Annotated in this window: 14 protein-coding genes and 2 pseudogenes; 7 read left to right on the top strand and 9 right to left on the bottom strand. The window is 67.2% G+C overall.

Features of this window, described 5'->3' with window-relative positions:
• Positions 1–90: 90 nt before the first annotated feature.
• The 3 genes and pseudogenes from ACIQTP_RS36490 to ACIQTP_RS36480 all read left to right on the top strand — a co-directional run.
• A complete protein-coding gene (locus ACIQTP_RS36490; protein WP_403408050.1) occupies positions 91–522 on the top strand; it encodes a transposase in 432 nt (143 codons plus the stop codon).
• Between the two features lie 30 nt (positions 523–552).
• A complete protein-coding gene (locus ACIQTP_RS36485; protein WP_403408048.1) occupies positions 553–1,137 on the top strand; it encodes a hypothetical protein in 585 nt (194 codons plus the stop codon).
• Between the two features lie 188 nt (positions 1,138–1,325).
• Positions 1,326–1,628: pseudogene (locus tag ACIQTP_RS36480) on the top strand (leucine zipper domain-containing protein); the annotation flags it as partial.
• Positions 1,629–1,684: 56 nt separating this feature from the next.
• Here the strand turns inward: ACIQTP_RS36480 and ACIQTP_RS36475 are convergent.
• From ACIQTP_RS36475 to ACIQTP_RS36465, 3 genes are all read right to left on the bottom strand, one after another.
• Entirely contained in the window at positions 1,685–2,941 is a 1,257-nt protein-coding gene (locus ACIQTP_RS36475; protein ID WP_403408046.1) for a M20 family metallopeptidase, read from the bottom strand.
• Positions 2,942–3,452: 511 nt separating this feature from the next.
• Positions 3,453–4,598, bottom strand: coding sequence for an RICIN domain-containing protein (locus ACIQTP_RS36470; protein ID WP_403408044.1), 1,146 nt, complete (start codon positions 4,596–4,598; stop codon positions 3,453–3,455).
• 472 nt (positions 4,599–5,070) lie between these two features.
• Positions 5,071–5,745: a trimeric intracellular cation channel family protein gene (locus ACIQTP_RS36465; protein ID WP_403408043.1), complete on the bottom strand. Its 675-nt coding sequence runs from the start codon at positions 5,743–5,745 to the stop codon at positions 5,071–5,073.
• A 581-nt stretch (positions 5,746–6,326) separates the two neighbouring features.
• Here ACIQTP_RS36465 and ACIQTP_RS36460 point away from each other — a divergent pair.
• On the top strand, positions 6,327–6,527 hold the full coding sequence (locus tag ACIQTP_RS36460; protein WP_403408041.1) for a DUF6207 family protein: 201 nt from the start codon (positions 6,327–6,329) through the stop codon (positions 6,525–6,527).
• 21 nt (positions 6,528–6,548) lie between these two features.
• Here ACIQTP_RS36460 and ACIQTP_RS36455 read toward each other — a convergent pair whose 3' ends face one another.
• Positions 6,549–6,986, bottom strand: coding sequence for a hypothetical protein (locus ACIQTP_RS36455; protein WP_403408039.1), 438 nt, complete (start codon positions 6,984–6,986; stop codon positions 6,549–6,551).
• A 64-nt stretch (positions 6,987–7,050) separates the two neighbouring features.
• On the bottom strand, positions 7,051–8,058 hold the full coding sequence (locus tag ACIQTP_RS36450; RefSeq protein WP_403408037.1) for a hypothetical protein: 1,008 nt from the start codon (positions 8,056–8,058) through the stop codon (positions 7,051–7,053).
• A 91-nt stretch (positions 8,059–8,149) separates the two neighbouring features.
• Between ACIQTP_RS36450 and ACIQTP_RS36445 the strand changes: the two genes are divergently transcribed.
• Complete coding sequence (locus tag ACIQTP_RS36445) at positions 8,150–8,488, top strand: DUF6233 domain-containing protein (protein ID WP_403408035.1); 339 nt, start codon at positions 8,150–8,152, stop codon at positions 8,486–8,488.
• A 22-nt stretch (positions 8,489–8,510) separates the two neighbouring features.
• On the opposite strand, the pseudogene ACIQTP_RS36440 reads toward ACIQTP_RS36445, so the two are convergent.
• A pseudogene (locus ACIQTP_RS36440) lies at positions 8,511–8,641 on the bottom strand (Ku protein); the annotation flags it as partial.
• Between the two features lie 131 nt (positions 8,642–8,772).
• Here ACIQTP_RS36440 and ACIQTP_RS36435 point away from each other — a divergent pair.
• Positions 8,773–9,048: a hypothetical protein gene (locus ACIQTP_RS36435; RefSeq protein ID WP_097224270.1), complete on the top strand. Its 276-nt coding sequence runs from the start codon at positions 8,773–8,775 to the stop codon at positions 9,046–9,048.
• Positions 9,049–9,227: 179 nt separating this feature from the next.
• Here the strand turns inward: ACIQTP_RS36435 and ACIQTP_RS36430 are convergent, their stop codons facing one another.
• Together ACIQTP_RS36430 and ctaD are read right to left on the bottom strand one after the other, a co-directional pair.
• Positions 9,228–9,572 carry a cytochrome C oxidase subunit I gene (locus ACIQTP_RS36430; RefSeq protein WP_403408033.1) on the bottom strand — a complete coding sequence of 115 codons (345 nt, stop codon included), beginning with the start codon at positions 9,570–9,572 and terminating at the stop codon, positions 9,228–9,230.
• A gap of 16 nt (positions 9,573–9,588) precedes the next feature.
• Positions 9,589–11,292, bottom strand: a complete 1,704-nt coding sequence (gene ctaD / locus ACIQTP_RS36425; protein ID WP_403408031.1) for a cytochrome c oxidase subunit I — start codon at positions 11,290–11,292, stop codon at positions 9,589–9,591.
• Between the two features lie 242 nt (positions 11,293–11,534).
• Between ctaD and ACIQTP_RS36420 the strand changes: the two genes are divergently transcribed.
• Positions 11,535–11,690, top strand: coding sequence for a hypothetical protein (locus tag ACIQTP_RS36420; protein ID WP_403408030.1), 156 nt, complete (start codon positions 11,535–11,537; stop codon positions 11,688–11,690).
• A 470-nt stretch (positions 11,691–12,160) separates the two neighbouring features.
• Here the strand turns inward: ACIQTP_RS36420 and ACIQTP_RS36415 are convergent, their stop codons facing one another.
• Positions 12,161–13,453, bottom strand: a complete 1,293-nt coding sequence (locus tag ACIQTP_RS36415; protein ID WP_403408028.1) for a phosphatase PAP2 family protein — start codon at positions 13,451–13,453, stop codon at positions 12,161–12,163.
• Between the last annotated feature and the right edge of the window lie 413 nt (positions 13,454–13,866).

Raw genomic sequence — 13,866 nt, 5'->3', positions numbered from 1 at the left:
GGGAAGCTGCCCACGATCAGCCGAGATCACTCAACGTAACGAAGCACTACTAGGACGTTACTTTCGGATCATCTGATCGTTGGTCCGTGTGTGCCGTTGACTGACGTGCAGTGGGCGCGGATTGAGCCGTTACTGCCGGACCGGGCGCCGCGGCGAGGCGGTCGGTGGCGTGACCATCGCGAGGTGATCGATGCGATCGCATGGAAGTTCCAGACCGGTTCGCAGTGGGTGCACCTGCCCGAGCGGTACGGCTCGTGGAAGGGCGCCCACTTGCGAAGGCGAGGGATCAAGGCAGTCATCCCGATCCCCGCCGACCAGCGAGCCCACCGCGAACGGCGTGGCAGCCAAGGCGGCAGACCGCCCGCCTTCGACCACGAGGCGTACAAACAGCGCAATACAGTCGAACGGTGCATCAACCGTCTGAAGCAATGGCGAGGCATCGCCACCCGCTACGAGAAGACCGCCACGGTCTACCTGGCCGGGCTCCACCTCGCAGGCATCTTCCTCTGGTCCGCACGCTGATCAGATCGGCGCGGCCTAGCATCACCTGCCATGAACACTGTGATCGTGACCGTCGGGCTGGCGCTCGTCGGCTACTTGGCTACTTACCTCAACGGTGTGCGACTGGCACAGCGACAAGCTCGTCTGGCGCGCGTCAACCTGCAGTTGAGCGACTTCTACGGGCCTTTGTTCGCGATCATGGAAGCCAACAGCAGGACCTACGACTCCTTCGCTGAGAGGTACGCCCGACCCGACGGCCGCGATCCCTTCGACCACGACGTACCCCCCACGGAGCATGAGCTCGCTGAGTGGCGCACATGGGCCACCACCGTCTTCATCCCCAACATTCAGGCGATGCGCGACGTGGTGGTCACCAAGGCCGATCTCCTTATCGAGCAAGAGATGCCTCCCGCCCTCCTCCAGCTCTGCGCACACGTCTCCGGCTACGAAATCACCGCCGCACGATGGGCACAGGGCCACTACGAAGAGCACCTGTCGGGCATACCCTTCCCCGGCCGGGAGTTGAGGGAATACACCCGCAAAGGATTCACGCACCTCAAGAACGAACAGGCGCTTCTGCTCGGCCACACCGCCAGCGCGGGGCACCTGCCCAGGCTGCTCGGCCGGCGGCGATGAAACCAGGCCAGCGGTCGTGAGCCGTCACTGCACCGGCCATCATCCATGCCAAGCGCCGGCACGATGATCCTAAAGAAACGCCCTAGGTGTATTGATCACGAGCGTTGTTGACACTCGCCGGTGCTTGATCATGGCGAAGACCTCCGGTGTGGTGGAGCTGTCTAGGACTGCACCGCACGGAGGTCTTCGTGTCCCACCATAATGCCCGCCTGACCGTTCATGGCAGACGGCTGCTGGTCGAACGTGTCTGCGCGGGCCGCCCGGTCGCTCATGTGGCCGCCGAAATGGGCGTCTCGAGAGCAACGGCCCACAAGTGGGTCCGCCGCTGGCGGGCCGAGGGCGAGGAAGGCCTCGCCGACCGCTCCAGCCGCCCCCGCACGACACCGCACCGCACTCCGGCGGCCGTGGAGGCCCAGGTCTGCCGGCTCCGACAGACCCGCAAACTCGGTCCCGCACGGCTCGCGCCAATCCTGGACCTGCCCGCCTCGACCTCGAGCGACAGACCTCAGCCCGGATCGCCCCCGTAACGAAACGTGCGGGGCCTGCGTCACGCGCCGAGCCAGGCGAGGGCTGCGACGGTCAGGGCGCTGACGCCGGCGTCCAGGGTCGGCTGGGTGACAGGGGCGAAGGCGGGGCTGTGGTTGACCGGGATGTCCTGGGCGATGGTGCCGTTCTTGGCGGCCTCGGCGTACAAATCAGGGTCGATGCCACCGATGCCCCAGTAGGTGAACGGTGCGCCGAACGCCTTGGGGATCTCGCTCATGTCTTCGCTGGCGGTCTGCAGGTCGATGGTGTGTGCGTCATCGCCGAAGTGGGCGGCGAACGCCTCGGCGACGCGCCGGGTCGGCGCCTCGTCGTTGACGGTGGGCGGGAAGGAGGCGGTCCGCTCGATCTCGGGCGCCTTGGGCGAGCGGGACGCCTCGCACTCGGCTTTGACGATCCGTTCGATCGCGTCCAGGACCTGGGTGCGCGAGGCGTCGTCGTAGGTGCGCACGTTGAGCTGGATGACGGCGCTGTCAGGGATGACGTTGGGGCCGGTCCCGGCGTGGATGCTGCCCACGGTGACCACCGCGGGGGTGGTGGCGGCGAGTTCCCGGGAGACGATGGTCTGCAGGCGTACGACGATCATCGCGGCCATCACCACAGGGTCCACCGCGGCTTGGGGCATGGAACCGTGCGCTCCTCGTCCGTGGACGGTGACGCGCAGGCTGTCCGCGGCCGACAGGAATGACCCGGGACGGGTGCCGACGTAGCCGGCCGGATAGGGCAGGACGTGCTGGGCGAGCACTACGTCGGGTCGGGGCGCCTTCGATGTCAGACCGTCGTTGATCATGGCGTCGGCTCCGTCGCCGTTCTCCTCCGATGGCTGGAAGAGCGCCACGAAGGTGCCTCGCCAGGCGTCCTTGGCCTGGGCCATCAGCCGTGCGCAGCCGATCAGACAGGTCACGTGCACGTCGTGCCCGCAGGCGTGCATCACAGGGTGCTCGGTGCCGTCGTCGCCGGTCACGGTGATGGTGGAGGCGTAGGGCAGACCGGTCTGCTCGCGTACCGGGAGCGCGTCCATGTCGGCGCGGGCCATGACGGTCGGGCCCTCGCCGTTGGCCAGAATGGCGATCAACCCGGTTCCGCCGATGCCGTCGGTGACCTCGTAGCCGAAGTTCCGCAAGGCGTCGGACGCCTTCTTGGCCGTGCGGTGTTCCCGCAGGCCGAGTTCTGGGTGTCTGTGCAGGTCCTTGTAGAAGTCCTCGAGGTCGGAGCGGATGCCCTCGAGGCCGGCCAGCACAGCATGGGCACGGTCGCTCATGGTTCCTCCTTGCGCGAGTGGGACTTGCCCCCGCGGCGGGTGGCGGGACGGGAGCGGCGCCGCATCAGCGAAGCCAGTTTGGAATGGGGCTGCCCGTCCAGGCTGGCTTTCGACGCGCGAACGGGAGCCGTTTGTTCGCGACTTCGGGAGTCGCCCCGAAGCCGGCGCCGTGATCGATGTCGATGAGTTTGGGAGTCACTCATGGCGACCAGGCCCCGAAATCCCGGCTCGGACACCACGGGGCAACTGACCGGCCAGTAGCTGGGGCGATCCGGGCGTGACGCCGCAGTTGCCGACCGCCGACCTGCGGAAACGATCCCAGGCCCGGGGCTCGGGGTGGAGAACTCAGAGCGGGGCTCTGGATCCGGCCGATACATTCAGGCTGTGCCGTACGCCGAGCACCGGCCGGCTGCGGTCGCCGGTGCTCGGCCTTGTCCGAGATGACCTCCGGCAGGGCGTTGCGGTACCCCGCTCCTGCGGGCCGCTCGATGCCGCTACGACTCGGCTTGGGTCACTCCGGCCAGGTCTTGGCGGTCTCGTCGTCTCCGCGCTCCGGCCAGGACGCCGCGTCGCCCGCCCTGGGCCAGCCGTCGAGAACCGAGCTCCTCTTGTCGCGGGTACGCCATTCCGTGACCTGGCCGCCGTCCATGCGCTGCAGGACGAAGTGATCGCCCCGGTACCAGAGGGCTTCGGTGACCCGGTCGCCGACGAAATACGTCCGGGTGATGATGTCCTCCTTCTCGCTGGTCTCGGTCTCCTCCGTGGCGCGCAGGACCCGCAGCTGGTCGGTGACGGTGGTGCTGATCCCGGCGGAGAAGCCCTTGAAGACGAAACCCGCCTCCGCCGTGACGGAGATACTCGTCGTCCGCTCGACCTCGGTCCTGTTCGACGTGGTCAGCCCGATGGTGGTCCGCTGCTTCTCCTCGTACTGGGAGAGACCGGAGTGCTCGTAGTAGAACACCCGCTCCCAGTAGCCGTACTGCTTGAGGATCAGGTACGGGTTGTGCTGCGCCTGCTGGTCGGCGGAGCCGCCGCCGTCCTGGACGGCGAAGGGAACGGCCACCTGGCCGATCAGCACCTCCGGAGTCCGCGCCGGCTCCGGCATGGTGTGCCCGGTCAGGCGGATGACATCACCCACACCGTCCGCAGGCCACGGCACCGGCTGCAGATCCGTGACCGGCCTGTACGTGTCGACGAGCTGGAACTTCCACAGCTGGGAGTCGAAGTTCGCGTCGCCCGGCTGCTGCGCGTAGTACACGTCCACCGCCGACCGCCCGCCGGACCAGCGCTCCGGCGTGATCGCGAGGCCGCTGGCCTTGTTGATGATCTGGTACCAGCCCGAGCCCCGGTCCACCAGGTTCCACAGCTGATGGGGACGCTTGTCCTCACGCTGGATGTGGTACTGGTCCAAACCCGACGGGCCGGTCGACCAGTACTCCGGCGTGAGCGCCATACCGCCGCGCTTGTTCACCAGGAGGTAGTCGTTGCCGTCCATCGGGAACAGGTGCCACGTCTGGCTGATCGCGTTTCCCGCGCCGGAAGCCTGGATGTCGTACTGGTCCACCGTCGACGGTCCGGTCGACCACGACTTCGGAGTGAGCGCCAAGCTGGACCGCTTGTTCACGATTTGGTAGGTCTTGCCAGGAGCTAACGCCATGGTGTCTCCTTTCCCGCGCGGCCGGGCCTTGCCCGGCCCACGCGTGTCGTGTCCGCACTGATCCGGCTGGGCCTTGCCCATGAGGGGGCAGCCACGCCCCCCACACCACGCCTCACTGAGCTGGCATTGCAGGGCGACAACCGGCGGGAAGAATGCCCTCCCCCCGACCCCCACAAACCGCTCCCAAAGAACATCAGCCGCAGAAGCGTCACATGTGGCTGAACTGGTACGGGACCACCCGTCGGCCACGCGCTCCGGGGGAAGGAGCACCATGGTCCGCCGGTTCAGCAGGTGCCCGCGGTGGGATTGGGGACTCGTTCTGCCAGGTCAGGTTGGGCGTCGTCGGAGTCCTCACCCGCGACACACCGCGCAGTTTGCACTCTGGGACAACGATGGGAGTCCCGGGCCTCCTCGCCACACGCGGATTTCAAGCGGTCGTGGAGCCAAGCCCGGGGACGACCGCCTCCCGTTCTCATGAACACTGCATATTCGCGCGAGCGTGCGACTCCCAATGTCGCGTCAAAACGACGTCGCGACTCGTGTACAAAGCCACCAGGCCGCTGGGCAGGTTCCAGCCGTAGTGCACGGCGGTGAGCCGGAAGACCAGGGCCAGGGCGATGCCCAGGCCGATGCCGACCTCGGGGATCCCGAGGTACGAGCAGAGCACCGTGACCGCGGCGACCAACAGGGCGACGGTGGCGTACAGGCCGTTGCCGCCGAACACGGCGGGCACCCGGCCAAGGATGACGTCACGCAGGGCGCCGCCGCCGACGGCGGTGAGGGTGCCCAGCAGGATGGCCGGGAGCCAGCCCAGACCGACCGCCAAGGTCTTGTTGGCGCCCGCGACTGCCCAGAACCCGATCACCGCGGCGTCGAGAGCGGTGAACAGCCGCGTCCAGGACTGTTCACTGACCTGGATGAGGAAAGCGACCGCGGCACCGGCGAAGGAGACCGCCAGGTAGGCGTAATCGGTCAGCGCGACCGGCGTGCCGTGCTGCAGCGGCACATCCCTGATCATGCCCCCGCCCAGGCCGGAGACGATGCCGACCACCAAGAACCCGAACAGGTCCAGGCCCGCCCTGCGAGCCACAGCACCGCCCAGCAGCGCGCACGAGCAGACGCCGGCAAGGTCGAGGTATCGCGTCACTGCATCGATCCCGGCAGGGATCAAAGAAGCTGACATAACGGACGCAGTGGACACGAGGCGAGCATAGTTGAGGCATCACTCTCAGTCATCGCAACGAACGCAAAGTGTGACGGACGTTGACAGCGTGCCGAATTAACCGCGACCCGTGGGGCGAACGATGCCCCCGCAGGCCCCCGACCACGTCCGTGCAGGCCCCCGACCACGTCCGCACGGGGTGGCGACCTGCGCACACAGATCGAACAACAGTGCCAGTCGGGCCGATATTCTGTGGGTGAGGTGACCGGAAATCGTCACCCAGAACAGGATCCATGATGACAACGCCCATACCTCCGATCACGGAGCCCGACCCGTCTGCGCTGACCTGCCCTGGGGACCGGGTCGGCCTCTGCGCCGGGTGCCAGCGCAAGACACACAAGTACGGCAGTGGCGGCAGTCCGCTGTGCCAGTGGTGCATGGCGCCCGTGATGGAACGGTGGGGTCCGACCGTGCGCTACGTCAGCACGCGCACGTAGCTGCACACCGGTCGGGTGAAGCCGCTCGGGCAGGCGAACCTCCGGGGGCGTCGGCACGTCGTGCCAGACATGAGGCAGATCAATGACGTGCATGTGGCGGAGCCGGGGCTGGCCGTCGTGGAAGTCGCGGCCGCCGACGACCAGACAGCTTTTGCCCTGCAGGAAGTACTCGCCACGCGATGGGCGACCGCGACGGCGGACCGTACGACACGCGTGCCCGGCGTACGGCTGCGCTGCTACCTGGACCTGCGACAGGAGCTCGGCACGTAGAGGTACCCGCCCCCGAAGGGGTCAATGCCGCGGCGTCGCAGGCCTCTTCGCCTGCTCAGCGCGGACGGCACGCGTCGATCGCGGCCGTACCGCGTCCGCCTGCGGCCACTCCTCTTCGTGTACTTCGGCAGGCGGCCGTCCGGTGTGTACGAGGGAGTCGGCCGCGGCGGCGACCGCCTTGGGTGTCGCGTAGACGCGCCGGAGTGAGGTGACCGGGCCGCGGGGGATGGAGTATCCAGGGCCGACGTAGGCGTACGCCCAGCCCGTCTCCTCGTCCCAGAGGAGACGGATTCCGCCCGGGCCGACGCAGCGGCTCACATCCCACCGCAGCCGGATGCGCATCCGCTCGTCCGGACGGCCGCCCAGGCCGACGCGGACGGTGCCCGGCGGGACACCGCGGTCGACGAGCGCCTGGTCGACCGCGGTGGCGTACGGCCAGTGCGGCAAGGTGTGGGGCAACAGGCCTGGAAGCCCTGGCGGTTGGAGCAGCACGGCTCTCGCCTCCACGGTGGGGTCGGACGGGTCAGGAGACGCGCAGAAGTGTGGTGGCGGGGCGGATCGCGCCGGGCCCGAACCTGGCGCGGATGCGGTCGCTGACCTCTTCGGCGACCAGCCGGGCCTCGCGCGCACCGTCGAAGCTGATCTGCTCGGCAACCTGGCCGGCGCCGACCAGGTCCTCGCCCTTCAGCGTGATCCCGGTGAGGCGGCCTCGCTGAAGTCCTGCCGCATCGATCAACCGGTAGGCCAGCGTGCGCAGATCGTCATCGTGTGCGGAGGCCTCCGGGAGCCGACGGGTCATCTCCCACGTGGTACCTCCGGCGAAGCGCAGCGCCAGTGTCAGGCCGCGGGCCGCCTGGCCACGACCACGGAGCTGGGCGGCGAGGGTGACGACCAGGTCGAGCAGGGCCGCGCGGACGGCGGCGCCATCCAGGGTGTGCCGGGGGAAGGCGCGGCTCACGCTCGCGGAGGCGGGCAGAGCGCGCGGTGCTACGGGGCGGGGGTCGATGCCGCGGGCCCGGTCGGCCGCCTGGCGTCCGGCCCGGCCGCCCAGGAGGCGCTGCACGGTAGCGGGCGGGATCGCGGCGAGCAGGCCGACGCAGTGCACGCCGTAGTCGCGCAGGGTCTGGGCCTGGCGGGGGCCGATGCCGTGGAGGGCTTCGACGGGCAGCGGTCCGAGCCAGTCGGTGACCTGGCCGGGGTCGACGGCGAGGACACCGCCCGGCCCGGTGATCTGGCCGGAGGCGGTGGCCGCGACCGTGACGGTCGGGCCGATCCCGACCCGCACGTCGACACCCAGCCGGGAGATGGTCCGCACCCGCAGCACCTCCCCCAGCCGCCGCGCATCCACGCCGTGGTAGCGCAGCGCTCCCTTCAGCTCCACCAGGGCCGCCGTCGGGGGCAGCGCCTGGACGACCGGGGACAGCTCCGCCAACTGCTCCAGGACCTGCCGGTAGACGTCCTCCGGCAGCCGGTCCGGGCAGCGCACATGCATCACACTCGCCACCCGCCGTGCCTCCGTCCCTGCCTCCATGACACCCACCTCCTCCACCCCACATTATCGAACTAGAATTCGAACACGCGAGATGGCGAACCCTATCGCCCGCGGATCTAGAATCGGAAACATGTTCGATGACCTGCCGCCTGACCTGGCACGACTGCTCACCCTGCGGGTGTGGCACGCCATGTGGCTACAGCGCATCGACACCAAGATCGCCGCCCTCCAGGAGCGGAACGCCGAACAGGAACAGGGCCGGAACAACCGGCCGCAGGAGCCGGACTGGATCGTCGAACTCGGCATCGGCAACGGACGCCCGCCCATCGAGGTCCACGTGGGCGACTGCTACGCCGCGGGCAAACGACGGCGCCCCGCCCCGCGCGACGAAGCACGTCGGCTCCTCACCTCGGGCGTGCGCGCCTGCACCCACTGCAAGCCCGACGCCCAGCTCCGCATCCTCGACTGACAGCCACAGACGACACCGCGCCGCGGACCCTGGCCATGTCGTCGAGGTGCACCTAATGGAGCGGATGGAGCGATCTTCGGTGGCACTCACGACGTGAATCGGCACCGTGACCAGGCCAAAGCTGATGGCGCCACTCCAGACGGTTCGAGGCATAGCGCCGCGATAAGCCCCGAGAAGGCCAACGAGCCCGCACAGAAAGCGGCATACACGGCAAAAAGTCTGAATAGGGCATGTCGGTCTGGGAACTTCGTCCAGGGAAAGCCATCCATCGAACGGAGCACGTCATGATCATCAAATCAATGCACGACATGGGCATCCGCAGCGAACACGCCTACCTGGCTGGTATGGCATCCATCGGCCTCAGTGTCGCCGCCTGGGCCACCTCGCTTCAACTCGAACCCGGCCTCGGCCTCGCCCGCGCCGACCGGTGGGGACTCTTCGTCGGCGAATGGGCCCCCACCTTCTTCGGCCTCGGACTCGCCCTCTCCCACTACGAACAGCAGGATGGCACCCTCAACGCCACCGTCCACGAAATCCGCGAACAGCACAAAGCCGGCTGAGGACACGCGACCGGTACCGCCGCAGCACAGCCGCGTGGCCTCCGTGGGGAGCGGCTGGCCCCGCCACCGTGGGCGTGTCCGTGGACGGCGAGGTCGGCACACGCTGTGTCGGCCACTTCCGTGAAAACGTCGGCTGTGACCACTTTCAGTTGATCCCGTCGGAGCAGCCAGCCGGTCCGTCAAAGGGCCGACAACAAGGTAGCCACCGTGGTGAGCACAGCGCAGACAGTCAGCGTCAGCGCCAGGCAGCGGCGCCGCAGCTGCTGGTAGCGGCGTTCGTACTCAACACGCAGGGACAGACTTCGGGCCGCGATGCGCTCAAGGTCCCGTCGGGCGCGCTGAAGACTGTCGGCCACATAGTGGCGCTCGATCTCCGTGCGCTGCGACGTTGTCAGCCACTCCATCGGCCGGACGAACATTTGCGCCCGCCGCTCCGCCTCCGCGATCCGGGCCTGCCACAGCAGGTAACCCTCCACCGTGTTGCCGAGCTCGCCGTCGGCTCTCCGCTTCGGCAGACCATTCAACGCGTGCCTCGGCCGGTCACACGCGGCCGCCGTGGGTGACCTCGGCCGCCGCGATCTCGGGGTGGTGCAGGTCGAACGCCGGGGACTCGCTGCGGATCCGCGGCAGGGTGAGGAAGTTGTGGCGCGGCGGCGGGCAGGACGTGGCCCACTCCAGCGAGCGGCCGTAGCCCCACGGGTCATCGGCCTCGACCTTCTTGCCGTACCTGGCGGTCTTCCACACGTTGTAGAAGAACGGCAGGATCGACAGGCCGAGCAGGAACGAGCTGATCGTCGAGATCGTGTTCAGCGTGGTGAAGCCGTCGGCGGCGAGGTAATCGGCGTAGCGACGCGGCATGCCCTCGGCACCGAGCCAGTGCTGGACCAGGAACGTGCCGTGGAAGCCCACGAACAGCGTCCAGAAGGTGATCTTTCCGAGGCGTTCGTCGAGCATCTTGCCGGTGAACTTCGGCCACCAGAAGTGGAATCCGGAGAACATCGCGAACACGACCGTACCGAAGACCACGTAGTGGAAGTGCGCCACCACGAAGTACGAGTCCGAGACGTGGAAGTCCATCGGCGGCGAGGCCAGGATGACACCGGTCAGACCACCGAAGGCGAAGGTGACCAGGAAGCCGATCGCCCAGAGCATCGGCGTCTCGAAACTCAGGGACCCCTTCCACATCGTTCCGATCCAGTTGAAGAACTTCACGCCCGTCGGTACGGCGATGAGGAACGTCATGAAGGAGAAGAACGGGAGCAGTACGCCGCCGGTGACGAACATGTGGTGCGCCCACACCGTCGCGGAGAGGCCGGCGATCGACATGGTCGCGGCGATCAGGCCCATGTAACCGAAGATCGGCTTGCGCGAGAAGACCGGGATGACCTCGGTGACGATGCCGAAGAACGGCAGCGCGATGATGTACACCTCCGGGTGGCCGAAAAACCAGAAGAGGTGCTGCCACAGCAGTGGGCCACCGTTGGCCGCGTCAAAGACATGGGCGCCGAACTTACGGTCCGCCTCCAGGGCGAACAGCGCGGCCGCCAGGACCGGGAAAGCCAGCAGCACCAGGACGGCGGTCAGCAGGACGTTCCAGGTGAAGATCGGCATCCGGAACATCGTCATGCCGGGAGCGCGCATGCAGATGATGGTCGTGATGAAGTTGACCGCACCGAGGATCGTGCCGAAGCCGGAGAAGGCCAGACCCATGATCCACATGTCGGCGCCGACACCCGGCGAGCGGACCGCGTCCGACAGCGGACTGTAGGCGAACCAGCCGAAGTCGGCCGCGCCCTGCGGGGTGAGAAAGCCACCGACCGCGATGAGCGAGCCGAACAGGTAGAGCCAGTAGGCGAACATGTTCAGCCGCGGGAACGCCACGTCGGGCGCGCCGATCTGCAGCGGCATGATCCAGTTCGTGAAACCGGCGAACAGCGGCGTCGCGAACATCAGCAGCATCACCGTGCCGTGCATCGTGAACGCCTGGTTGTACTGCTCGTTCGAGATCATTTGCAGACCAGGCCGGGCGAGTTCGGCACGCATGAGCAGCGCCATCACGCCACCGATCAAAAAGAACCCGAACGACGTGGTCAGGTACAGCGTGCCGATCGTCTTATGGTCCGTGGTCGTCAGCCACGTCACCACCAGATTGCCGGGCCGCCTGCTCCTCACCGGCAGTTCGTTCTGGTACGAGTCCTCGGCTGCCGCAGCACCGTGGGGTTGCGGTTCGTTAAGGATGCTCACAGATCGTCCGTCTCCCGATGCTCGCGGTCCGCTCACGCCATGCCGACAGTCACCGGCCATCCTCGCTGTGCGAGGACGGCGCCCAAGCCCGGAGCGGTCGACGCGCGGCTGATCGGGTGACGAGTACACCCAGGCGGAGCAGCGAGTGAGGACGGCGAAGCCGGGCTGGGCCAGGACCACGCCGGCCAGCAGCCACGCGGCGGTGAAGACCTCGAGGTCTGGACGCGTAGGCGATGGCCCGCATGGCGACAACGCCCAGGACGGAGCCGGTGGTCATCACGGCCCGCGGACCGCCGCAGTCGAGGATGCGCCCGACAAGGATGCCGGTGAGGGCGGCGACCAACAGCGCGCCCGAGAAGGCGGCGGTGGCGGTCGCCGACCACCCCTGGCCGCCGTGATCTGCGGGTTCAGCATGGGAAGGCGTACTAGACCATCCCCAACTGGTGATCTGTGAGCATTGCTCTGTCCATTGCACCGAACAATGTCGGGACGCCTGCGCGGGTGGGATGCCGTCGGCCAGGGCCAGAGTCAGCATGACGCCGTTGGCGCTGACGGCGGTGGTGACGACCTCGAGCGGTGTGCCGGTCGGCCGAGACCGTGAGGAAATGCCACGTTCGTGAGACTGAGGCGGCTGCGCCACCGGCCTGAGCAGCGGACGAGCAGCTGGTCAGCGAGCACGGCCTGTGCCACGGAGCGGCGGCACCGTACAAATCGACCGCTTCGCTCGATCTGTTGGGCACCGCCGCTCCGTGGCGGACGTTCCGCCGATACAAGGGTCGCAAGGCGTTGCTCGAGGACCTCCTGATCGGCGACGACGCAAAGTCACGTGATCTACGAGTCGCGCCTGGAGCCCGCACGCCTCCAGATGTCACAGGCCTCGAACTAGCTCGGGTTGCGGTTCCGGATGCCGCGCTGGTGCGGCCTTCGGTTCCCACACTTTGGTGGTCCGTACGTAGCCGTGGACCACTGAGGTCATCGCCAGAATGAGAAGTGGCCCAGACACCAACGGGTGTTTGGCCATCTCCATCGGCAGATAGCGATACGACATCAAGAGCGCAGCGAAGACCGCGGCCCCGTGGGTGACCAGCTGGATTCCTGACCGATCCCAGCCCCGGTCGAGCGAGCGCAGCGCTGACTCGATCGTGAGCGCGAACACCACGCCGGCAACGAGATCCACGCCGTAGTGGTAGCCGAATCCCAGCGTTGCGCCGAGCGTGGCAATGAGCCAGAACGCGCCTGCGAATCGCAGAATCCAGGGGCCTTTGCGGGAGTGAAGGAAGATCGCGGTAGCCCACGCTGTGTGCAGGCTGGGCATGCAGTTGCGTGGGGTGATCTCGTCGAATGGCATCTTGTGCGGGGTATTGAGCGGCGGCGGCGTGTCCGGCCACAGGTTGGCGGCTGCCCAGTGCCCGCCGTCGGCGCCGTAGGCAAAGATCGGTCCGACCACCGGGAAGATCATGTAGATTGCCGGCCCGACGAGGCCTATGACCAGAAAGGTGCGCACCAGATGATGGCCCGGGAAGCGGCGCTCGACCGCCACGTTACGCAGCTGGTACAGCGCGACGATGACCGCGGCCACCGCAAGCTGAATGTAGACGTAGTCGAGAACATGGGCGCCGATCGGGCCGGTGGCCTTGACAATCCGACCCACCAGCCACGACGGGTTGCCCAGCGCGTGATCGGCGGTTGCCACGTACTGGTCGAGCACCGCCGGGCGGGTCTTCGACGTGATGAGTAGCCAGGTATCGCCAGTCTTGCGACCGGACACGAGCAGCAGGCCCAGCCCGACACCCTTCAGCAGCAGGACACGTTCCCGGCCGGTGCGGCGCGTGACAGCGATGACCGCGTAGCCCAAAATCACCCACAACGCGCCGTTGCCGAAGGAGTGGCCGTTGGTCACCTCGGCGTCGATCGCCCACCGCACCAGCGAGAAGGCGACGTCGATGCCGATCGCGGCACCAGCCGCGATCAACCGTTGCCGCCAGGTGAGCACCACCATCATCAACGCCATACCGGCGTACAACAACGGACCCGATTTGGGGGCGAATATCACTTCTCGCGTCTGGTTGGTGATCGGCCCCGGCATGCTGTAGCGACGCGCGGCGATCTCCAGCATGATCAGGAATCCGAGGACAGCCACACCTGCCATGGCCCACAGCATCGCTCGCGGTTGACGCCACGCGGCGAACGTAGTCCTGCCATTTATTCGCGAAAACACCCGCGATGCTCTAGGTATCAATTTTTTGGCCGATTTGTTAGGCGTTGGTTAAATAGATCACTATTCGCACCGGATAGCGTGACTTTCCGGTGAAGGGCGGTCGATCAGGGCACTCGTCGTGAGTTCGATCATGTTAGCGGAGCGGTGCGGGTGGATTTGGCGAGTCACGGGTGATGCGAAGGTCACTCGATCCTGCGCTCGTTGGTCCGGTATCACGGGAATGACCACGAAACTCCCCATGCCTGGCGGGCATCGAGGACGTCACGGTTTGCCCAGTGGCTCTAAAGCGTGTGCACGGGGCCATGAACTGGTAAGCCCGCGCGGGGATGTTGGTAGTCCGCCAACACGCCCAATAC

This window comes from Streptomyces sp. NPDC090798, assembly GCF_044768965.1.
Taxonomy (GTDB): Bacteria; Actinomycetota; Actinomycetes; order Streptomycetales; family Streptomycetaceae; genus Streptomyces.
The sequence above is the reverse complement of the archived record's forward strand: the minus strand, read 5'-3'. Positions and strand labels throughout refer to the sequence as shown.